The sequence below is a fragment of the Neisseria subflava genome (assembly GCF_024205705.1).
Taxonomy (GTDB): Bacteria; Pseudomonadota; Gammaproteobacteria; order Burkholderiales; family Neisseriaceae; genus Neisseria; species Neisseria subflava_D.
In genome coordinates this window covers 713,437-735,549 of sequence record NZ_CP073115.1, presented here as the reverse complement: position 1 = coordinate 735,549, position 22,113 = coordinate 713,437, and the positions used below count along the sequence as shown (strand labels likewise).

Sequence of the window (22,113 nt, the reverse complement as noted above, 5' to 3'; positions counted from 1 at the left end):
AAACAGATGGGTCGGATATTATATAGTTAACAAACACAAAGTTTAAGGCCGTCTGAACATGAAATATCAAGTTCAGACGGCCTTGAACTTCAAAACAACCATCAGCCGATAATATTGGCGGCCGTCAGCTGCGCAGCATCTTCGTTGTAGAAACGTGCAAACTCTGTGCTACTTTCAGCTCCTGCACCCCGATACGCCAAGGTTTTTTGGGTGCTGTTGAACACAAGATACGAGCGGTCGGGGCTGAATGTATCCACATCGCGGACAAACAAATCCGCCCAGCTAACCTGGCTTTCTTTCTCATTGAGCAACGGGCGCATGGCGCTCAAATCCAACTTGTCTTTGACCGGATTGAAATCCAGTAAGTGATCCAGTTTGCCCTCGCGGACATCCCACGCAGTAAATGCCACCGTATCTCTACCCTCGCCGGTAACAATGGTATCGCCACCCAGACCTCCTGCCAGATAATCATTGCCATCACTGCCTTTCAATACATCGTCAGCCGCACTACCATGCAAGGCCGCTACGCCTTTGTTGTCTCCACTGATGCTGACAGACCAATCAAAGCCGTTTTTGCCTAAGTCGATTTCCTTACCGTTTGCCGCATACGCCATCTTATCGCCCTGCTGGTGCGCCGTCATTTCCACGCCTTTGAGTGACAGGACGTTACCGGCTGCATCCTCTGTCTGAACCACGGCAAGCATGGGCCGGTCATCGGTATAAATGGCAGAGGTACCGGTTGCGTATGGCGTTTCTTGGGCATCATTACTGCTGCTACCCCATTTCTTTTCAATGCCGTCTGAAAAACCGTCTTGGTCAGAATCCATCAAATAAGGATTTTTGTAATGCTTGTCGATACGTTTACCTTGGGAGAAGTATTGTTCAAGTTCGGTATCAGACTCATAAAAGCTGGTCATATTGTGTTTGCCCCATACATCATCGCTTTTGAAATCCAAAACCTTGGCTTTCGGATATCTGCCCAATCCTTTATGAACTTGGGACGCGGCAGCACCTGCAAGTGCACCTGCAGCTCCTGCCGCAAGGCTCGCTCCACCAGTCGCTAATGCCAATAATATACTGACTGCCGTACCAATACCCGCACCTGTTTTACCTGAAAAACCATCTCCAACCCATTCGCCTTTGATTACATAGGAATTGGTTTCATACAGATGGCGTGCCTGTGTTGTATCCGAGTTGTCCGTGATACGTGTTTCCGCCATTTTATCGGCCATATCCCGTGCTTGTTTTAAGGCTTCAGGCGAGGCTTTGTCCACATTCAAAACAGCCGGATTAAACAGACTGCTGCGTTTGAAATCACTTGCCCAATCATTACGCTGTTGCATGGTATGTGCGGCAAAGTATTCTGCAAGATAGCCGCCCAACGAATGTCCGGTCGAATACACATTTTTGGCATGAAGCGTATCAATATAACGGGCAATGTCATTCAGATATTTGGTTTGAGCCGGCAAATTACCAGTCATAATGTTCAAATCAGCCAAAACATCCTTAATGCTGGTCGCCTGCGTACCTCTAAACGCTACCACGACATTGTCCCAACCGCCCTTTTTGTTCGCATTGCCGAAAATCGCATAATCCAAACCGCTTCCCGGACTACCTGCCTTAAGCAATGTCCATTTCCCAACCAATTCAGATACATTGGCCTGATTGCTAAAATATTTGTCGTTAATATTCTTAGCAATAAAAGCATATTGCGTATTCCACCAATAATTGCCTTTAAATACAGTATGCAAAGCAGACGGAGATTCATAAGCCAATGAAGAGAACATCCGCAAATCACGCTCGGAAACATTCCACTCCTGCGGATTGCGGTCAATAGCATCGACCAAACCGTCGCCATCACTGTCTTTGGTAAAGATAGAATGCTGCGCCTGTTTATAACTGGGTCGGACAATATCATTGGCTCTTTTTTGAGTAGCAATATTTTCCCAATACTGCAAAGAGGCCGTCCGAAGATGCTGCCCTTGTACGGCGGCATGTGTGACGGCATGACCATCTTTATAAAGCACACGCATGGTTACGCTATCTTCGCTGGCATCATGCTCGGGATATTTGAAGATTTCAGCAACATCCATTTCCTTATCCGTGAATTTATACTTAGATACAGATGAATAGGTCTTGTGTTGCTCTTTAAGAGTCAGCGTTTCGCCTGTTTCACGAATCGTAAATACCCAATCTTTAAGGGCAGGATTACTGACGCTTGGACGAGTAGTAAGACTGATATCCTTCCTACTCAAACCTTCAAAATGAATGCTGTTATGGCCCAAATTGTCTGAAATGACATCATGGCCGCTGCCGCGGCGGAATACATAAGTATCGTCTCCGCTACCGCCTTCAAGCGTGTCATTTCCTTCACCGCCATCCAAATAATCATTACCGGCATCGCCGCGTAAAATATCGTTGCCGGTACCGCCGTAAAGTTTGTCGTCGCCATCACCCGCCAACAGCAAGTCATAACCTGCCTCTCCGCGAAGCACATCATTACCTCGGCCTCCGATCAAACGGTTATTGCCGATGTTGCCGATTAAGACGTTGTCGGAATGGTTGCCAAAGCCGAAATAATTGCCGCTGCCGGTCAAAGTCAGGTTTTCAACATGAGTCGGCAAACGGTAAGTCATACCTGTGTAGACCGTATCAATGCCGCCATTGGCTTCTTCGATAACGACATCGTTTGGACTGTCTACATAATATGTATCGTTGCCATTACCGCCGCGCATTACGTCTGCACCGATTCCGCCGTCTAAAACATCGTCGCCTTCGTTTCCTTCCAAATAATCGTTACCATGATCTCCCCGCAAAATATCGTTGCCGTCGCCACCATAAAGTTTGTCGTCATCATCGCCTGCCAACAGCAAATCATTACCCGCCCCTCCGTAAAGCACATCCTTGCCACGGCCGGCGCTCAAACGGTTGTTGCCGCTGTTGCCGATAAGGACGTTGTCGGAATTGTTGCCGAAACCAAAAATATTATCGTGGCCGGTCATCGTCAGGTTTTCAACATAATTCGGCAACGTATAAGTCGTATGGGTATAAACCGTATCCGTACCCTCGCCGTACCTTTCAACGATTTGGTCATTCCTGTTGTTCACAATAAAGGTATCGTTTCCTAAACCGCCGTAAAAAATATTGTGTCCCAAGCTGCCATACAGCACATCATCACGACGCGTACCGATAATCACTACGGACTCTTCGTTATTAGGTTGGTTTTGAGTTTCAGTCATTTCTTTTCCCTTTGTTAAATTTAATTTGAATGTGCAATAATGCGTTTAGATTATATAAGCAAGCTAAAAACAAGTGAATTTATTCAGCCAAACAGATTCAAAATGATTATCAAATTAACAACAGTTATAAAATGACTTTGTAATTATTACCCTATTTCTAAACTGCCTATTTTTTCATCACAATCAATTTATTCTTTATTATCAAATATCAAATCAAACTATCCACAATTAGATTCACACAAAATTTGGATAATGCCCGTCAATAAAAAATATCAAGGCCGTCTGAAAAGTCTTTCAGACGGCCTTTTAGCCTTTTTACTCAAACGGTTTCTTCTGCCAATAAAACTTATCCTTTTTCAGACGGCCTTGAAATATATCGCCCTGTCCCAAAGCAAACACCAACGCGCCTGACAAATCCGTTCTCAACAAAGTAATGCCGTGCGCGCGGACACGATTTTGTACGGCAACGGTCGGATGTTTGTAGGCATTGGCATAGCCGCTGGATGCCACGGCATATTGCGGCGAAACCGTATGTAGAAAGCTGCCCGACGAAGCCGTGCTGCTGCCGTGATGTCCCAATACCAACACTTGGCTATACAGCGCATTGCCGTATTTCTCAATCAAACCTGCCTCACCCTTCACGCCCAAATCGCCGGTTACCAACAAGGCTTTGCCGTTTGCCACGACACGCAATACGCAGCTTCGGTCATTATCTTCCTTGCCCGCATTTTCAGACGGCCTGAGCAACTCGAAATCTACGCCGTCCCATTGCCATTTGTCTTCTTGGCAAAACTCCGCATTCGGATAAAACTCAGGTTGTCCGGCAAGCAATTTATCGGTACCGACAGCCGCTACACTTTGAAAACCGCCGTCATGGTCAATATCATGGTGCGACAAAATCAAGCTGTCCAAACGGCGCACACCCATCGCGTTCAAACTCGGCACAATACCTGTTTGCGCCACTTGCTCCGTTCCCGTATCAAACAAAAGATTGCGGTTACGCGTTTGTATCAACACCGACAAACCTTGCCCTGCATCCATCACCGTAACTCTTGCCACCCCCTCCTCCAACTTGGCAGGACGGTAAAACACAAAGCCCAATAAAACCAGACATGCCCAAGGTTTCAAGCCCATTCCTTTAGGCAACAATAACAGCAAAGCCGCCATCATCGCCAACACCAGCAAAGGCATGGGCGCCGCTGCGACGGCAAATTCAGGCGATACCGTAGCCAGCCATACCAAACCACGCAAAGTGTATTCCGCCAAAAATGCCGCTACCAACTGGACAAGTTCAAACGGGAAAACCGAACCCAGCAAAGCCAACGGCGTCAACACCCAAGAAAACCAAGGAATAGCCAGCGCATTAACCAACGGACTGAGCAAAGGTAACGAAGCAAACAAATAGCCCAGCAATACCACCGACAATACCGTTGCCGCCCATTGCCCCCGTACAGCCAAACGCCAACCCGACTCTTTCAGACGGCCTGATGAAGCCCAAATCAAAGCAGCAACCAAACCGAAAGACAACCACGTTCCCACGCCCAATACTGCCAACGGGTCCAACAGCAAAACAACGGCCAAGGCCTGCCACCACGCCGTCCAGCCCGAGCCGCCACTGCCGCGCCACCATGCCCACGCAAACGCAGCCAACATCAACACACTGCGTTGCGTCGGTACAGAAAAACCGGCCAAAAGCGCATAAAACAAAGCACCGGCAACACCGCCAGCCAATATCCACACACGCGGTTTTGCCGGAATCCACGGCAAATAACGGAAAATTCGCTTAATCAGCCAGGCAAACAATACCGCCACCATCGTCACATGCAAGCCCGAAATACTGACCAAGTGCGTCAGTCCCAAAGGCCGGAATGCCTGCCACAAAGGCGGCCGCAACGCCGATTGCTCGCCAATACTCAAAGCACGCATCAGCCCTATGCCGTCTGAAAACTCAGGATATTTGTCCGCCGTTCTCTGCCAACTCCGGCTTACCGCATCACGCATATCAGCCAAACCAAAACCACCACCTTGCCGCACGAGTTTCCTGTCGCGCCCCAAAGCACCCATGCCATCGATACCATTGGCCAAAGCCCATGTTTCACGGTTCAAACCGCGCACATTCACTTCACCGATTACCGGCTTTACCCGCGCCGATACAGACCACCTGCTGCCCACCGCCCAATCGCGCCGCTGATAATCCGACAACATCAAATCAAAAGCCTGCCCACGATCATCCCAAGCCCTTGCCGCAAACTGCACACGCCGACCATCATCACGCGGCATATCCGCCACTTCAACCGTCAAAACTTTAGCCGTCGCCTCCCCTGCAGGCCATTGACCGGCCAACACCAGCCCGGTCCGCCACACACCAAACGCCATGCCCATACAGACGGCCAGCGCCAACCAGGCCACAGCAAATCTTCGACACAACGCAAGCGCGCCAATAATTACAGCCAACCAAACCCACCATGACGGCACAAACGGCAACGCAAACGAAAGCACTACCCCAACCACCCAAGCAGGCAACACAAACCACCACGCCATGAACGTTTTCCCTTAAATTATGATTATTAGATATATAATAAATGCTTTTAGTAGATTATGACAAACACCAACCTGCATTAGCAGATAAAAAGAGAGGTTCAAATCATTTCAAAACTGATAGACGCAAAAAAGCGCAATCCGAAACAGATTGCGCTTTTTTATAAACTGGCACGCCCACGGGGAATCGAACCCCGGTTACCGCCGTGAAAGGGCGATGTCCTAACCGCTAGACGATGGGCGCGTAGATTTTCTGTGGCGCACCCGGAGCGATTCGAACGCCCGACCCTCTGGTTCGTAGCCAGATACTCTATCCAACTGAGCTACGGGTGCATCAAGAAAGATTTGAATTATAAAGAGAGGGCTGTTTACTGTCAAGCGTTTTATTTGGAAAACTTGCAGACAGCGTGTAAAATGCGCATTTGCTATTGAATTTACAGAGAATAAAATGTCAGATTTCGCACGCTGGCCGCTCTTATCCGAAGCATTTTCCCGTTTGGGACGGCCTGTGGTCGTGGTGGATTTGGAGACGACCGGTGGAAATTTCTATCAAGACAGGATAACGGAAGTCGCCCTTGTTCGTTTTGAGCAAGGACGCGCCACACATTACGAGCAATTGGTCAATCCTTGCCGCAGCATTCCCGAATTTGTTGCCAGGCTGACCGGAATTCATGATGAAACGGTGAAAAACGCGCCTGTCTTTGCCGATATTGCAGCCGATTTGTTGCCGCTGTTGCAAGGTGCAGTGGTTGTTGCCCACAACAGCCGCTTTGACTACACCTTCCTGCGCCACGAGTTTGCCCGTATCCATACTGACTTTGCCGCACCCTCGCTCTGTACGGTTCAACTGTCGCGCCGCCTGTATCCTGAGTTTTACAAACACAGCCTCGACAGCATTATCGAACGCACCGGCATTCAGACGGCCAACCGCCACCGCGCCATGACCGATGTTGCCGCATTGTGTGATTATCTCGAATTAAGTCTGGCAGAAAAAAATCATCAACAATGGGACGAACACGTCCGTGTATTGATGAATCCGAAAATGTTGCCCACTTGGCTGCCTGATTCGCTCGCCCAACAGCTCTATGCCCTGCCCGACAGTTACGGCGTATTGGTTTGGTTTGACCATTTCGGCAAAGCCCAAGCCATTGAAGCACACGAACGCACATACAGTGAAACCGCCACCCTGCTGCACAGCAAAAAACTGCCGCCGCACATCAAAGCCGCAGCCTCCATCCGTTTTATTCCGGCAGTCGGACAGCTTCATACACTATGGCTCAAAGCCCAGACCATGCAGGAATACCAACTGATGCCGTCTGAAAAATCCACATCGTTTTCTACCGTCCGCTTTATCGCTGACGAACACGGCAGCCTTCAAGCACGCATTGTCTTGTTAAACAGCGGCACCAGAAACTGGCGTCCTTACGGTTTGTTTGCCCACAAAAAAGCAGCCAAACGCGCTTTGACGCAATGGTCGCAAGAACACAGACTCTGCCCAGATTCGCTCAACATTTTGCCGACCAGCTATGCAAAGGGAGAACCCTGCCCTGTCGAGGCCGTCGGAAAATGCAACGGCGACTGCCGCCAGCCAAACGGCATCAAACATCAAAACCAACGCATTGCCGAGCTTGCCGCCCTACTCCCCGTAACCGATTGGGGCAAAGCGCACGAAATTGAAATTACCGAAACCGACCCCCTGACCGGAAACAGCATTACCCTGCTCTGCGCCGGCGGCGCGTTGGCATTGCCTGACGGCAGCTGGTATTTCGACAGCAGCCTGCCTCTCGTGATTAAAAACAAATTCAGGCAAGACAAAGAAAATATCCGTTTGATTGCTTAAAACAAGGCCGTCTGAAAACCAAATTTTCAGACGGCCTATTGTGAATAACTTTCCACTTTATTCTCAAAACAAAAACTGCCTAAATTTTAATCAGAACTTATTTTTATAATAGCAATCAAATACTAAACCAATTTATACACAAGCTGTTCACACAATTTTCAATGAAAGCTGTGTATACCCAGCCCAACGAGTAAACCATGAACAACCCTGAAATCATCTTCTTTGACATCGACGACACCCTCTACCGCAAATACACGGATACCCTGCGTCCTTCGGTTGCCCAAGCCATGCGCGCATTAAAAGCCAAAGGCATTTTGACTGCCATTGCCACCGGCCGTCCGGAAGCCGCCATTCCCGCCAAAGTCAAAGCCTTGATTCAAAAATGCGGTATCGACATGCTCGTTACCATCAACGGCCAATATATTTCCTTTCGCGGCGAACCTCTGCAAAGCTACCCCTTGGACATTGCCGACATCGAAACCGCCATCAACCTGCTTGAACAACACAAAATAGACTACGCCTTTGTCAACAACCAAGAAATTGCCGTTTCCTCCAACTCGCCGCGCGTTGTCGAAGGCTTATCGCATATCCTACCCAACTTCCTGACTGACAAAGAATATTTCCGCAAACAACCTGTTTATCAAATGTTGGTCTTTGTGGATAAGGAAGAAGAAAAAATCCTGCAACCACTGACCCGGCAACACGGCTTCAAATCCGCCCGCTGGCATGAATATGCTGTGGATCTGCTGCGCAAAGAAGGTTCAAAAGCTCGCGGCATCACCCACGCAGTGGAAAAACTGGGCATTGATATGAGTAAAGTGATGGCATTCGGCGACAGCTTCAACGACTTGGAAATGCTGTCAACCGTCGGCTTTGGTGTTGCCATGGGCAATGGCGAAGAAGCAGCCAAAGCGGCCGCACAATTCGTCTGTCCAAGTGTTGATGAAGACGGCGTATTGCGCGGCTTACAAGAATTGGGCGTCATTTAAATTTCAAATCAAAAGGAAAAGGCCGTCTGAAAAAATGTTCAGACGGCCTTGTTCTATCTATAAACGTTCTGCTTACTTCGGCAATACCAAAAAGCTAATCAGTAATTCTTTAAATACGAATCCAAACACACCCAAGCCCAAAACCAAGAAGAGCATGGCAATGCCGAATTTGCCGGCTTTGGATTCTTTACCCAAGTTCCAAACGATAAAGCCCAAAAAGATAATCAGGCCGCTCAGTAGGATTTTCATTGCCCATGAGGCGAATTCTGCTTCAGTCATATTCTTTCCTTGTATGATTCAGATGTGTGTTCATAAACTTCAGACGGCCTTATCGCAACAGGCCGTCTGAAATATCTTTTTTAAACTTATTTGTTCAAGACTTGTTTCAAATCTTCAATCAAATCGTCAACGTATTCTAAGCCGACAGACAGGCGCACCAATCCCGGGCGGATATTGGCGGCAAGTTTTTCTTCAGGCTGCATACGGCCGTGGGTTGTTGTCCACGGGTGGGTGATGGTTGAGCGCACGTCGCCGAGGTTGGCAGTACGGGAAAAGAGTTCTACGCCGTCCACGATTTTCCATGCGGTTTCCTGATCGGCGACTTCAAAGCCGATGACGATGCCGCCACCGTTTTGCTGTTTACGGATCAGTTCGGCTTGCGTATGGTCGGGCAAACCGGTGTAGTACACGGCTTGGACTTGCGGCTGTTGTTGCAGCCATTTGGCGATTTTTAACGCATTATCAAACTGTTTTTCCATACGCAGCGACAGGGTTTCCACGCCGCTCAACAGCTGCCATGCGTTAAACGGAGACATCGCCAAACCGCAAGAGTTGCAATATACGGCAACTTGCGTCATCAATTCTTCCGAACCGGCCAACACACCGCCCATCACGCGACCGTGTCCGTCAATCGCTTTGGTTGCAGAAGACACGGAAATATCCGCACCGTGTTTCAAAGGCTGCGAACCGACTGGCGACAACAGGCTGTTGTCCACCACCAAAAGCGCGCCGATGCTGTGTGCCAGTTCGGCCAATGCTTCCAAGTCGGCAACTTCGCCCAAAGGGTTGGACGGCGTTTCCAAGAAAAACAGTTTGGTATTGGGCTTGATGGCAGCTTTCCATTCATCTACATCAACCGGCGATACATGGCTGACTTCGATGCCGAACTTGGTAACGATGTTGTTGATGAAACCGACGGTCGTGCCGAACAGGCTGCGGCTAGAAACAACGTGGTCGCCTGCTTGCAGGAAGGTAAAAAACGCCGCCTGAATTGCAGACATACCGGTCGAAGTGGCTACCGCGCGCTCTGCGCCTTCCAATGCGGCAATGCGTTTTTCAAAAGCGGCAGTAGTCGGATTGGCTGTACGGGTATAGGTAAAGCCTTTAATTTTTTTGGAAAACAAATCTGCCGCATGTTGCGCGCTTTCCCACATGAAGCTGCTGGTCAAAAACAGCGCCTGATTGTGTTCGCGATATTCGGTCTGCTCTTTGCCGCCCCGGATGGCCAGCGTTTGCGGATGAAGTTTTTTGTTCATTTATTCTCCAATCTACTGTGTATTCCAATGGACGGAACAATATTTTCCGTCTGTTTAACTTGTTAACATTTTGCGCCGATTTCTACCATCTTTCAAGCCGAAGGCCGTGTTTCGGGCCGTCTGAAAAAACAGGAAAACCGTTTTTACTGATAAAGGCGGCCATCGTGTTTCAACCAGCCGTCAGTATGCCGACCTGACGGGTCATGGTGCGTCCAATGGATAACGCCGCCCTGCTCCGACCATTCGTATTCGCCGTAAAACTCTACTTTATCACCTTTTTTCAAGCCTTTGATTTTATCGGCCAAATCGATATTATGTGCCACCAAAAGCGTTTGACCGCTGGAGAGCTTCAAAATAAAACGTTGATGGCGCGTGCCTTTGTTGTCATCCGGCAGGGTTTTCCATACCGTGCCCTCGCCCTCAACCTGAATATCGCTTTGTTCGTTTTCAAACGCCTGTTTCAAAACCGCTTCAGCTGATTCTTTGTCCGAACCGATTTGCTGCTGAGCCGTATCGGCGTTTTTTCTACCCGAATTATTTTGTTTTTGAACGGCTTCTATTTTCTGCTGATTCTGCGATTGTACCGGCTGCTTGTTTTGCATTTTGTTATAGGCAAATACGGCAACCAAAGCAATCAGCAATACAATGATTTTATTTTTATTCATAACAATCTCAAAAAAAATGCCCGATTCTGCATCGGGCATATCAACTATTTAGAAAGGATATTTATCACGAAAACGTGAGCCACTATTATACACGCTTCGTAAAATTTTAAGGGAAATTTACGCCGAAGGCCGTCTGAAACTTTTCAGACGGCCAGGATACTCAACGGCGGTATTTCATTTCAGTCTTCATATCGTCCAAGATACGTTTGACGTTGTGTTCCAATACATCTTCCACCAAGCCCGGCGCCTGCTCGTTGAGCATTTGCTGCAACTGGTAAGTGAACAAGGCCATTTGTTTTTGCACGGCAATCCGAATCATGCCGTTGACCGCATCGGCCACATGGGGACGCAAACGCTTAATCAGACGCTCGGTCAAATCCTTTTCAGAAACGCAGAATACTTCCCGACGGCCAATCGCTTGCGGGTTCAATACATTGATATGGACATTGATGGCCGGTTCTTTTTCAAGGCCGTCTGAAACCGCCTCTTCAGCCGCTTCCGCATCATCATTTTCCGGTTTTTCAGTTTCTTCCACTTCAGGCGCATCAAAATCTACGGCACCTGATTTCGGATTCAGTCTGACAGTGCGCGTCGATTCGATATGACGCTCTGAAGCCGCAGCCTGCAATGCCGATTGCGCGCTCAACCAGTTGTCCTGCAAAACCACCATCGCATCGGTTTCCACTGCTTCGCCATCGTCTGCAAGGGCAGTATTGTGTTCCAACTGCCAGCGGTACAAATACTCTTCCAATACTTTTTCACGATTGTCAGCATCCAATTTATATTCTTTTTTAGACGCGGTTTTGGACGCGGTATCGACAGCGTCGTCCGATTTTTTGACCAATGGCGCATGAGTCGGCGCGGTATTGAATTGTCGTGCCTGACGCAATCTTTCCAGGCGTTTTTCCCAATTCAGGTCTTCTTCCTCGAGGGCTGCGGGGTCAAGACGGTTGTTTTCCATAATAATCTCGTTTTTTCATTTTTATTGTGAACCGCATTCAAACCTAAAATCACTTGAAATACGGCCGATGGTTGGACATATCCGGCAAGCCGGCGCAAGCGTCACATTTTAATATTAATTCGCTATATAATCACTATTTTATTTAATACTCAAGGATACATCATGAGCAGCATCGAACAACGCCTCGAATATCTGGAAGAGGCCAACGACGCTTTGCGTATGCAAAACCACGTCCTCGCCACCGCGCTGAAAGGCCTTATCCGCTCCCTGCCCTCCGACATGGCCAACGATGCCGTAGAATCCATCCAGCTTGCCTTTGAAGACGCGTTGGCGGAATTGAGCTACGAAGACAGTCCGCACACCGACCTCTTCCATGACGTAACCTACGCATTTTTCCGAGAAAAAGACCACTGATTTCGGCTAGCATGTTCGCAAAATTATGCTAAACTAAGATTTTATCCGTTAACATTTTATTAAGAAAGCACATATCATGAACATGAAAAAATGGCTGGCCACTGCCCTCGCTTGTTCCGCCCTTGCCCTGACTGCCTGCGGCGGTCAAAGCAACAATGCCTCTGCTCCTGCCGATAAAGTGTACCGTGTCGGCTCCAACGCCGAGTTTGCCCCATTTGAATCTTTGGATTCTGCCGGCAAAGTAGAAGGTTTTGACGTAGATTTGATGAATGCCATGGCCAAAGCCGGCAACTTCAAAGTCGAATTCAAACACCAGCCATGGGAAAGCCTCTTCCCTTCTCTGAACAACGGCGACGTGGACATCGTTATGTCCGGCGTAACCATCACTGACGACCGCAAACAAAGCATGCTCTTCAGCGATCCATACTTTGAAATCACCCAAGTTGTCCTCGTTCCAAAAGGCAAAAAAGTGGCTTCTTCCGAAGACCTGAAAAACATGGCTAAAGTCGGCGTGGTAACCGGCTACACCGGCGACTTCTCCGTTTCCAAACTCTTGGGCAACGACAATCCGAAAATCGCCCGCTTTGAAAGCGTTCCCCTGATTATCAAAGAATTGGAAAACGGCGGTTTGGATTCCGTCGTCAGCGACAGCGCGGTTATTGCCAACTATGTGAAAAACAACCCGACCAAAGGCCTGGATTTCATCTCCCTGCCTGACTTCACCATCGAAAACTACGGTATCGCTGCACGCAAAGGCGATGAAGCAACCATCAAAATGTTGAACGATGCGCTGAAAAAAGTACGCGAAAGTGGCGAATACGACAAAATTTACGCCAAATACTTTGCTAAAGAAGGCGAAAAAACCGAAGCAGCCAAATAATCCGGTTTGACTTCTTAAACTAAAGGCCGTCTGAAAATTTTTCAGACGGCCTTTAATCTGGTTAACGCCATTAAACGCAAGCGTCCCCTATAATCTGCTTGTTTTTATCTTTCAAATGAAAGACATACCATGATCAAACCCGTTATCCTCAGCCTCGCTGCCGCAACCGCTTTGGCCGCCTGCTCCGCTTCCGAAAAACAAGAATCTCCTAACCTCGGCGCAGCCAATCCGGCTTCCGAATTCTGCGTCAAACAAGGCGGCAAATCCGAAATAAAAAAAGACAAAGATGGTGGCGAATACGGTGTGTGCCACTTGCCTGACGGTAAAGTCGTTGAAGAATGGGAATATTTCCGTCAGCACAACAAATAATTACTCAATCATAGAAAAGGCCGTCTGAACCCAAGTTTCAGACGGCCTTTTTATTTAAACAACGATTATTTTACTTCCAATTTGGTCACGCCGCCCATATACGGTTGCAACGCGGCAGGAACATTAATGCTGCCGTCGGCGTTTTGATGGTTTTCCAATACTGCCACCAAAGTACGGCCGACTGCCAAGCCTGAGCCGTTCAAAGTATGCACCAAACGGTTTTTACCGTTTTCATCTTTGAAACGCGCTTTCATGCGGCGTGCTTGGAAATCTTCGCAGTTGGAGCAGCTGGAAATTTCGCGGTAAGTATTTTGCGCAGGAACCCAAACTTCCAAGTCGTAGGTTTTGGTTGCGCCGAAGCCCATATCGCCGGTGCACAAAGTGATCACGCGGTATGGCAATTCCAACGCTTTCAAAATATTTTCAGCGTGACCGACCATTTCTTCCAGCGCTTCGTATGATTTTTCCGGATGAACGATTTGCACCATTTCCACTTTGTCGAATTGGTGTTGGCGAATCAAACCGCGCACGTCTTTGCCGTATGCACCCGCTTCGGAACGGAAACATGGAGAATGCGCAGTCAATTTCAACGGCAAATCACTACCAGCCACGATGCTGTCGGCAACAGTATTGGTCAGCGTCACTTCTGCGGTCGGAATCAGATATTGCGTTTTCTTGCTCTCGTCACCGCCGCGGGTAACGTGGAACAAATCTTCTGCAAATTTAGGTAGTTGGCCCGTACCCTGCAAAGTGGTGTCATCCACGATATAAGGCGTGTAATGCTCGGTATAGCCGTGTTTCAGCGTGTGCGTATCGAGCATGAACTGCGCCAGCACGCGGTGCAGGCGGGCGATTTGACCTTTCATGACGGTAAAGCGCGCGCCGGACAGTTTCGCGCCGCCTTCGAAATCCAAGCCCAAAGGTTCGCCCAAATCGACATGGTCTTTGATTTCAAAGTCAAATTCGCGCGGCGTACCGACTTTGCGGACTTCGACGTTTTCGGTTTCGTCTTTACCGGCGGGTACGCTTTCGTGCGGCAGGTTGGGAATGCTCAACAACCATGCGTCCAATTCTTTCTGAACGGCATCCAAATCGGCGGCAGCCTGCTCCAAATCGGTTTTCAACTCATTAACACTTGCTGTCCTATCTTGTACCAGTGCATCAATCACGCCCTCTTGCTTCACAATATATTCTGGTTCTTTATTTTCAAACGAATTAATAATTTTACCAGTTATTAAACCTAAGCCAGCTCCTACACTAGCCCCTAAACTAGCTCCTACTGGGCCACCAAAAAAAGCGCCTATTAAACCTAAAGCAATGACTGGAGTATATTCAGGAATCTTTTCTAGTTTTTTTTGCTCAGAACGTAAACCTCCAATTTCTTTGGATAAAACATTTCTTGTTGCTTGTAGATTTTCTACCTTAATTTGCAACTGACGTCTTTTTTCTTCAAGCTCATTGAAACGTGCGGTATCAAACTCGTAACCGCGCTGCGCCAAACGTTCGGCAACTGCGGCGGTATTGCTGCGGAGCAATTGGATGTCTAACATTGTTTTCTCTCGTTAAGATTCAGAATGGCATTATTGTAAACCAATTTAAAGATATTTTCACAGCGACAGGCCGTCTGAAAACAAAAAACGCCCCTGCAAAAAGCAGGAGCGTTTTTTAAGAATTTTGGCACGCCCACGGGGATTCGAACCCCGGTTGCCGCCGTGAAAGGGCAGTGTCCTAGGCCTCTAGACGATGGGCGCGTAACCGAAGCGCGAACTATACAGAAAGCCTTTTCTTCTGTCAACGCTTTTACTGCATTTTTAAAGGTGCTGCCGATTTCCGTATGTTATTTTCCCTGTATAATGCCGGTTTTAATAAAAAGGAAAACTCGCCATGTGGTTTAAGCAAATCAGTTTTTATCCGCTCAACAAAGACAAATTGCCCGAATTGGAAGTCCTTGCCGACAAATTGGCGCAATCCGAATTTGCCCATTGTCAGGGTTTGGACTGGTTTAGCGAAGGCTTTGCCACGCCGGTTTCCTTTTCGCCCGAGCTGGTTTTCCCTGCCAATTACACTTGGCGCGTTGCTCTGAAAAAAGAAGAAAAAGTCCTTCCTGCCGGCGTCATCCGCGATATTTTGGATGAAAAGGTTTTGGAAATCCAAAACAACGAAGCGCGCAATGTCGGCCGTAAGGAAAAACAAGAGCTGAAAGAACAGATTACTGACGACCTGCTGCCCCGTGCCTTTACGCGCAGCAGCCGCACACAGGCGATTTTCGACACACGCCACGGTTATCTTTTGGTCAACAATGCCGCATCTGCCAAAGCGGAAAATATCCTGACCAAACTGCGAGAAGCCTTGGGCGGTTTGGAAGCAGCACTGCCCAACACCAAACAATCGCCCTCTTCCCTGATGACCAGCTGGCTGCTGCAAGGACACTGCGAAGGCGGTTTTGAATTGGACAGCGATTGCGAACTCAAAGGCGTAGGCGATGTTGTTCCGGTCGTCAAAGTTTCCAAACAAGACCTGACCGCCGATGAAGTAGTACAACACGTCAAAAACGGCAAAACCGTTACCCAGCTGGGCTTGGTATGGCGCGAACAAATCGCGTTCATCCTCACCCAAGACTTTACGCTCAAACGCATCCAGTATCTGGACGTGTTGCAAGAAGAAGCCGAAAGCAACGGCGACGATGCCGCCAGCCTCGCCTTTGCCTCGCAAATCCTGATGACCGAAGCCATCAGCACCATGTTGGAAGAACTGGTTTCTTATTTGGGCGGCTGGCAAGAGTAATTTTTCAGACGGCCTTTTGATTGGGAAATATCAAAGGCCGTCTGAAATATAAATAGAAGTATCAGAAAGGATGTCATGATGTTGGGCGCAGTCATCGGCGATATTGCCGGATCACGATTTGAGTTTGACAACTACCGTCATACCGATTTTGACATTTTCAGCCCCGACAGCGACTTTACCGATGACACGATTTGCACTGTTGCCATTGCCGATTGGGTTTTACAGGGCTGCAACGATAATTTGACCTCTATTTTACAAGGCTGGTGTAGGGCATATCCCAACCCTAAAGGCGCATATGGCGGCCGCTTCTCACAATGGATAGAATGGAAATATCCAGAACCTTATAATAGCTGGGGCAACGGCTCGGCCATGCGTGTTTCTGCCGTTGGCTGGGCATTTGCCACATTGGAAGAAACCCTGCATTTTGCCGAACAATCCGCCGCCGTAACGCACAACCACCCGGAAGGCATTAAAGGCGCGCAAGCCGTAGCCGCCGCCGTCTTTTGGGCGCGTACCGGTATGGGCAAAGCGCAAATCAAAGAAAACATTACACGACAATTCGGCTACGACTTGAGCCAAAGTTGCGACCAAATCCGCCCGCATTATCATTTCAACGAAAGCTGTCAAGAAACCGTACCTCAAGCAGTTACCGCCTTTCTTGAAAGCGATGATTTTGAACACGCCATCCGACTGGCGGTTTCCCTGGGCGGAGACTGCGATACCTTGGCGGCCATTACTGGCAGCATCGCCGAAGCCTACTACGGTATCCCTGCATCCATGCGCGAACACGCTTTAGCCATATTGCCACGCCGCATTGCTGAAACCCTGCTGACTTTTGAATCCCAATATCAGGCCGTCTGAAACCGCCTGCAAAAAGGAACAATCATGATGAAATACCTCGCCCTACTTCCCGTCGCCTTCATGCTGGGTACGCCTGCCATTGCTGAAACCATCAATCCTTATCAGGAAAAAGGTTGCGTTTACGATGGCGATGTCGGCAAAGACGGCAAACCATCCGGTAAAGGCACATGGAAATGCCAGGACGGCCGCAGCTATGTCGGCGCCTTTAAAAACGGCAAATTTGACGGCAAAGGCGTATATACCGTTTCCAGCAACAGCGAAACCTTTATCGAACCTTTCTCCTCCAACAGCGCCAAATTACGCAATATGACGCTGGAGGGCGTGTTCAAAAAAGGCAGGGCGCACGGAAACTTTACCGCTTCCCAAAACGGCACACCCGTCTTCATCATGAAATGCGAAGACGGTATGATTAAAGAAGTCAAACTGGCTAAGAAATCTGCTTCCAAAACCAAATAAACAGCCTTTCAGACGGCCTTATCCAGCTTTTAGGCCGTCTGAAACATCAATTGACAAGCCTGTCTAAAGGCTGTCGTGTTGATTTCAAAGAATTCCCAAACAACCCTTACCCCAGGACAACCACCATGAGCATTAAATCCGACAAATGGATACGCCGCATGGCCGAAGAACACGGCATGATTGAGCCGTTTGAGCCCAACCAAATCAAAGAGGCCAACGGTCAGCGCATCATTTCCTACGGCACATCCAGCTACGGCTACGACATCCGTTGCGCCAATGAATTCAAAATCTTCACCAATATCAACAGCACCATCGTCGACCCGAAAAATTTCGACCCGAAAAACTTCGTAACCGTCGAAGACGACTGCTGCATCATTCCGCCCAACTCCTTTGCCCTGGCGCGCACAGTCGAATATTTCCGCATCCCGCGTAACGTCCTGACCGTCTGCTTAGGCAAGTCCACCTACGCACGCTGCGGCATCATCGTCAACGTTACCCCGTTCGAGCCGGAGTGGGAAGGCTACGTTACGCTTGAGTTTTCCAACACCACGCCGCTACCGGCAAAAATCTACGCCGGCGAAGGCGTGGCCCAAGTCTTGTTCTTTGAAAGCGATGAAGTCTGCGAAACTTCATACAAAGACCGCAACGGCAAATACATGGGGCAAACCGGTGTTACCCTGCCCAAAACCTAATATCAAAGACCAAACAAAAGGCCGTCTGAAACTTTCAGACGGCCTTTTATCATTTCAGTTAAAAACGGCGTTTCAGCTTGCAAGCCTGCAAGATATGCACGGCAAGTTCTTCCACAGATTTGTCCGTAGTATTGGTAAACGGAATACCGTGGCGTTTAAACATATTTTGCGCATCGGCAATCTCACTGCGGCAAGTACCGATTTTGGCATAAGTCGAATTAGGGCGGCGTTCCTGACGGATAGCCTGCAAGCGTTCAGGCTGAATGGTCAAACCAAACAGCTTATCTTTATAAGGCTTGACCATACGCGGCAAATCGGTGGATTCCAAGTCATCGGGAATCAGCGGATAGTTGGCGGCACGGATACCGTATTGCAAGGCCAGATAGAGACAGGTCGGCGTTTTACCGGAACGGGAAACCCCCATCAAAATCACATCGGCTTCTTTCAAATTCTTATCACTGACACCGTCATCATGATTCAGTGAAAAATTGACCGCCTCCATACGCGCATCATAGCGTTGGGTATTGCCGATACTGTGGTGCCCCTGCTGGGCGGCAACCGCCTCCGTATTGAGTTCCTTTTCCAAAAGACCGAGAAAGGTTTCAAAGAAATTAATATGGAACGCATTGGCTTTCTTGATGATTTCACGGATTTCGTCATTGACCACACTGACAAAAGCAATCGGGCGCACGCCGAATTTTTCGGCGGACTGGTTGACTTTGTCTACAACAGCACGCGCTTTTTCAGGCGTATCGATAAACGGATAGGTATGGCGTTTGAACTCAACATTGCCAAATTGGTTCAGCAAGGCTTCACCGATATTTTCGGCGGTCAGGCCGGTTCGGTCGGAAATATAGAAGACTTGGCGTGGATCAGTCATAATGAATCCTCTTGAGGGTAACGTTTCAGACGGCAATCATAGCAGTTACAGCCTTTGCAATAAAGCGACTCCCGGCAGATTACACAGGATTACAACAAATTTGAACAATTTTTAAATTAGCACAATATTTTATTTTTTCTATTTTGTAGAATTTTATCCTAAAATTGCAAAATAAATCTTGTTCATCAAATTTATTAACTTATTTTGTTTTCCATATTTAACAATAGGATAACTCACAAAAACATGAATCTGATATTCACATTTCAGAAGACTACACGCTTGAAAAGCACAGTATCACAGACGAATTTGTGATTTTAAAAAAGATAAAACACATGACAGCCATCAAACGAATGGCTACAATAAGCAGGCGGATTTGTTTCTTTTTTAACATTTTTGGATTGGATTGGACACACAAATGGCCGAAAACTACGTTATTTGGTTTGAAAACCTGCGTATGACTGACGTTGAGCGAGTGGGCGGTAAAAATGCCTCTTTGGGCGAAATGATCAGCCAACTGACTGAAAAAGGCGTACGCGTTCCCGGTGGTTTTGCGACCACTGCCGAAGCCTATCGCGCTTTCCTGGCTCACAATGGTCTGAGCGAGCGTATTTCCGAAGCCCTGAAACAACTGGATGTTGAAGACGTTGCCGAGTTGGCGCGCGTGGGTAAAGAAATCCGTCAATGGATTTTGGATACTCCGTTCCCTGAGCAGCTGGATGCTGAAATCGAAACAGCTTGGAACAAAATGGTTGCCGATGCCGGCGGTGCGGACATTTCCGTTGCCGTACGTTCTTCCGCAACAGCAGAAGACCTACCGGACGCTTCTTTTGCCGGCCAACAAGAAACCTTCTTGAACATCAACGGCTTGGAAAACGTTAAAGAAGCCATGCGCCATGTATTCGCTTCCCTGTACAACGACCGTGCCATTTCTTACCGTGTCCACAAAGGCTTCGAACACGACATCGTTGCCCTTTCCGCAGGCGTACAACGCATGGTGCGCTCCGACAGCGGCGCGTCCGGTGTGATGTTCACCATCGATACCGAGTCCGGTTACGACCAAGTCGTTTTCGTTACCTCTTCTTACGGCCTGGGCGAAAACGTCGTACAAGGCGCGGTCAACCCTGACGAATTCTATGTATTCAAACCTACTTTGAAAGCAGGCAAACCGGCTATCCTGCGTAAAACCATGGGTTCGAAACAAATCAAAATGATCTTTACCGACAAAGCCGAAGCCGGTAAATCTGTAACCAACATCGATGTACCTGAAGAAGACCGTCAACGCTTCTCCATTACCGACGCCGAAGTTACCGAATTGGCCCATTACGCGCTGACCATCGAAAAACACTACGGCCGCCCAATGGACATCGAATGGGGCCGCGACGGTTTGGACGGCAAACTCTACATCCTGCAAGCCCGTCCTGAGACCGTGAAATCCCAAGAAGACAGCAGCCGCAATCTGCGCCGCTTCTCCATCAACGGCGAAAAAGTTGTCTTGTGCGAAGGCCGTGCCATCGGTCAAAAAGTCGGCCAAGGCAAAGTACGCCTGGTGAAAGACGCTTCCGAGATGGATTCCGTTGAAGCAGGCGATGTACTCGTTACCGACATGACCGACCCGGATTGGGAACCGGTGATGAAACGTGCTTCCGCCATCGTGACCAACCGCGGCGGCCGTACCTGCCACGCAGCGATTATCGCGCGTGAACTGGGCATTCCTGCCGTAGTCGGCTGCGGCGACGCAACCGATCTGCTTTCAGACGGCCAAGAAGTTACCGTATCTTGTGCCGAAGGCGATACCGGCTTCATCTACTCCGGCCTGCTGGACGTTCAAATTACCGATGTTGCTTTGGACAACATGCCTAAAGCCCCTGTCAAAGTGATGATGAACGTTGGTAACCCTGAATTGGCATTCAGCTTCGCCAACCTGCCTAGCGAAGGCATCGGCTTGGCACGTATGGAATTCATCATCAACCGTCAAATCGGTATCCACCCTAAAGCCTTGTTGGAATTTGACAAACAAGACGACGAATTGAAAGCGGAAATTACCCGCCGCATCGCCGGCTACGCTTCTCCTGTTGACTTCTATGTCGATAAAATTGCGGAAGGCGTGGCAACTTTGGCTGCTTCGGTTTACCCACGCAAAACCATCGTCCGCATGTCTGACTTCAAATCCAACGAGTACGCCAACTTGGTGGGCGGCAGCATTTACGAACCGCACGAAGAAAACCCAATGTTGGGCTTCCGCGGCGCGGCGCGTTATGTCGCTGACAGCTTCAAAGACTGCTTCGCACTCGAGTGCAAAGCCTTGAAACGCGTCCGTGACGAAATGGGTTTGACCAACGTCGAAATCATGATTCCATTCGTCCGCACTTTGGGTGAAGCCGAAGCTGTTGTCAAAGCCCTGAAAGAAAACGGTTTGGAACGCGGCAAAAACGGCCTGCGCCTGATCATGATGTGCGAGTTGCCAAGCAACGCTGTATTGGCAGAACAATTCCTGCAATACTTCGATGGCTTCTCCATCGGCTCTAACGACATGACCCAGCTGACCCTCGGCCTCGACCGTGACAGCGGCTTGGTATCCGATTCCTTCGACGAGCGTAATCCTGCCGTTAAAGTGATGTTGCATTTAGCAATCTCTGCCTGCCGCAAACAAAACAAATACATCGGTATTTGCGGTCAAGGCCCGTCAGACCATCCGGACTTTGCCAAATGGCTGGTTCAAGAAGGTATCGAAAGCGTATCGCTCAACCCTGATACCGTGATTGAAACTTGGCTGTATCTGGCTAACGAATTGAACAAATAAGTTCGATGAGACAAAAATCCCCTGCCCGTTTATCTCGGCAGGGGATTTTTATTGCCTTATTCAATGCCGTCTGAAAGAACTTTCACGTTCTTTTACCTTTTCAAAAAAGTCCCTTTTCATCAAAAAGATATAGAAATATTCAACCATATCTACAAATTCTCAATGGTACTATATTGCCTTTCCGCATTTTATCCCATGCCTTTTGAGTGA

Annotated in this window: 18 protein-coding genes, 3 tRNA genes and 1 pseudogene; 10 read left to right on the top strand and 12 right to left on the bottom strand. The window is 48.6% G+C overall.

Annotation, left to right across the window (positions count from 1 at the left end):
- Window positions 1–101: 101 nt before the first annotated feature.
- The 4 genes from KCG54_RS03545 to KCG54_RS03530 form a co-directional block, all read right to left on the bottom strand.
- Window positions 102–3,239 carry a M10 family metallopeptidase C-terminal domain-containing protein gene (locus tag KCG54_RS03545; protein WP_254324669.1) on the bottom strand — a complete coding sequence of 1,046 codons (3,138 nt, stop codon included), beginning with the start codon at window positions 3,237–3,239 and terminating at the stop codon, window positions 102–104.
- Window positions 3,240–3,554: 315 nt separating this feature from the next.
- Window positions 3,555–5,780 (bottom strand): DNA internalization-related competence protein ComEC/Rec2, encoded by a 2,226-nt coding sequence (locus KCG54_RS03540; protein WP_254324668.1) that lies wholly within the window; start codon window positions 5,778–5,780, stop codon window positions 3,555–3,557.
- A gap of 166 nt (window positions 5,781–5,946) precedes the next feature.
- A tRNA-Glu gene (locus tag KCG54_RS03535) sits at window positions 5,947–6,021 on the bottom strand.
- Between the two features lie 12 nt (window positions 6,022–6,033).
- A tRNA-Arg gene (locus KCG54_RS03530) sits at window positions 6,034–6,110 on the bottom strand.
- A gap of 115 nt (window positions 6,111–6,225) precedes the next feature.
- On the opposite strand from KCG54_RS03530, the gene KCG54_RS03525 reads away from it, so the two are divergent.
- Window positions 6,226–7,617, top strand: a complete 1,392-nt coding sequence (locus tag KCG54_RS03525; RefSeq protein WP_219088780.1) for a 3'-5' exonuclease family protein — start codon at window positions 6,226–6,228, stop codon at window positions 7,615–7,617.
- Window positions 7,618–7,814: 197 nt separating this feature from the next.
- Window positions 7,815–8,606 (top strand): Cof-type HAD-IIB family hydrolase, encoded by a 792-nt coding sequence (locus KCG54_RS03520; RefSeq protein WP_254324667.1) that lies wholly within the window; start codon window positions 7,815–7,817, stop codon window positions 8,604–8,606.
- 72 nt (window positions 8,607–8,678) lie between these two features.
- Here KCG54_RS03520 and KCG54_RS03515 read toward each other — a convergent pair whose 3' ends face one another.
- The 4 genes from KCG54_RS03515 to KCG54_RS03500 all read right to left on the bottom strand — a co-directional run bounded on the left by KCG54_RS03515 (window position 8,679) and on the right by KCG54_RS03500 (window position 11,767).
- On the bottom strand, window positions 8,679–8,885 hold the full coding sequence (locus tag KCG54_RS03515; RefSeq protein WP_003680520.1) for a DUF2788 domain-containing protein: 207 nt from the start codon (window positions 8,883–8,885) through the stop codon (window positions 8,679–8,681).
- An 86-nt stretch (window positions 8,886–8,971) separates the two neighbouring features.
- Window positions 8,972–10,141, bottom strand: a complete 1,170-nt coding sequence (gene metZ, locus KCG54_RS03510; RefSeq protein ID WP_254324666.1) for an O-succinylhomoserine sulfhydrylase — start codon at window positions 10,139–10,141, stop codon at window positions 8,972–8,974.
- A 143-nt stretch (window positions 10,142–10,284) separates the two neighbouring features.
- Entirely contained in the window at window positions 10,285–10,845 is a 561-nt protein-coding gene (locus KCG54_RS03505) for a DUF3465 domain-containing protein (protein WP_254324665.1), read from the bottom strand.
- A gap of 121 nt (window positions 10,846–10,966) precedes the next feature.
- Complete coding sequence (locus KCG54_RS03500; protein WP_254324664.1) at window positions 10,967–11,767, bottom strand: hypothetical protein; 801 nt, start codon at window positions 11,765–11,767, stop codon at window positions 10,967–10,969.
- A gap of 162 nt (window positions 11,768–11,929) precedes the next feature.
- Here KCG54_RS03500 and KCG54_RS03495 point away from each other — a divergent pair, with 162 nt between their 5' ends.
- From KCG54_RS03495 to KCG54_RS03485, 3 genes are all read left to right on the top strand, one after another.
- The gene (locus KCG54_RS03495; protein ID WP_003680526.1) at window positions 11,930–12,181 is read left to right on the top strand and encodes an NGO1151 family protein; all 252 of its coding nucleotides are present in this window, start codon (window positions 11,930–11,932) and stop codon (window positions 12,179–12,181) included.
- A 76-nt stretch (window positions 12,182–12,257) separates the two neighbouring features.
- Entirely contained in the window at window positions 12,258–13,061 is an 804-nt protein-coding gene (locus KCG54_RS03490) for a basic amino acid ABC transporter substrate-binding protein (protein ID WP_049347925.1), read from the top strand.
- A gap of 129 nt (window positions 13,062–13,190) precedes the next feature.
- On the top strand, window positions 13,191–13,430 hold the full coding sequence (locus tag KCG54_RS03485; RefSeq protein WP_254324663.1) for a putative hemolysin: 240 nt from the start codon (window positions 13,191–13,193) through the stop codon (window positions 13,428–13,430).
- 65 nt (window positions 13,431–13,495) lie between these two features.
- Here the strand turns inward: KCG54_RS03485 and serS are convergent, their stop codons facing one another.
- From serS to KCG54_RS03470, 3 genes and pseudogenes are all read right to left on the bottom strand, one after another.
- Entirely contained in the window at window positions 13,496–14,614 is a 1,119-nt protein-coding gene (gene serS, locus KCG54_RS03480) for a serine--tRNA ligase (protein WP_283254589.1), read from the bottom strand.
- A gap of 159 nt (window positions 14,615–14,773) precedes the next feature.
- Window positions 14,774–14,980: pseudogene (locus tag KCG54_RS03475) on the bottom strand (serine--tRNA ligase); the annotation flags it as partial.
- 125 nt (window positions 14,981–15,105) lie between these two features.
- Window positions 15,106–15,181, bottom strand: a tRNA-Glu gene (locus KCG54_RS03470).
- A gap of 133 nt (window positions 15,182–15,314) precedes the next feature.
- Between KCG54_RS03470 and KCG54_RS03465 the strand changes: the two genes are divergently transcribed.
- The 4 genes from KCG54_RS03465 to dcd all read left to right on the top strand — a co-directional run bounded on the left by KCG54_RS03465 (window position 15,315) and on the right by dcd (window position 18,223).
- Window positions 15,315–16,214: a recombination-associated protein RdgC gene (locus KCG54_RS03465; RefSeq protein WP_254324662.1), complete on the top strand. Its 900-nt coding sequence runs from the start codon at window positions 15,315–15,317 to the stop codon at window positions 16,212–16,214.
- A 78-nt stretch (window positions 16,215–16,292) separates the two neighbouring features.
- A complete protein-coding gene (locus tag KCG54_RS03460) occupies window positions 16,293–17,075 on the top strand; it encodes an ADP-ribosylglycohydrolase family protein (protein WP_254324983.1) in 783 nt (260 codons plus the stop codon).
- A 24-nt stretch (window positions 17,076–17,099) separates the two neighbouring features.
- Window positions 17,100–17,531 carry a hypothetical protein gene (locus KCG54_RS03455; RefSeq protein ID WP_070851014.1) on the top strand — a complete coding sequence of 144 codons (432 nt, stop codon included), beginning with the start codon at window positions 17,100–17,102 and terminating at the stop codon, window positions 17,529–17,531.
- Between the two features lie 125 nt (window positions 17,532–17,656).
- Window positions 17,657–18,223, top strand: coding sequence for a dCTP deaminase (gene dcd, locus KCG54_RS03450; RefSeq protein WP_003680541.1), 567 nt, complete (start codon window positions 17,657–17,659; stop codon window positions 18,221–18,223).
- A gap of 58 nt (window positions 18,224–18,281) precedes the next feature.
- Here the strand turns inward: dcd and ppsR are convergent, their stop codons facing one another.
- The gene (gene ppsR / locus KCG54_RS03445) at window positions 18,282–19,103 is read right to left on the bottom strand and encodes a posphoenolpyruvate synthetase regulatory kinase/phosphorylase PpsR (protein WP_254324661.1); all 822 of its coding nucleotides are present in this window, start codon (window positions 19,101–19,103) and stop codon (window positions 18,282–18,284) included.
- Window positions 19,104–19,518: 415 nt separating this feature from the next.
- Between ppsR and ppsA the strand changes: the two genes are divergently transcribed.
- On the top strand, window positions 19,519–21,903 hold the full coding sequence (gene ppsA, locus KCG54_RS03440; protein ID WP_254324660.1) for a phosphoenolpyruvate synthase: 2,385 nt from the start codon (window positions 19,519–19,521) through the stop codon (window positions 21,901–21,903).
- The last annotated feature ends 210 nt before the right edge of the window (window positions 21,904–22,113 follow it).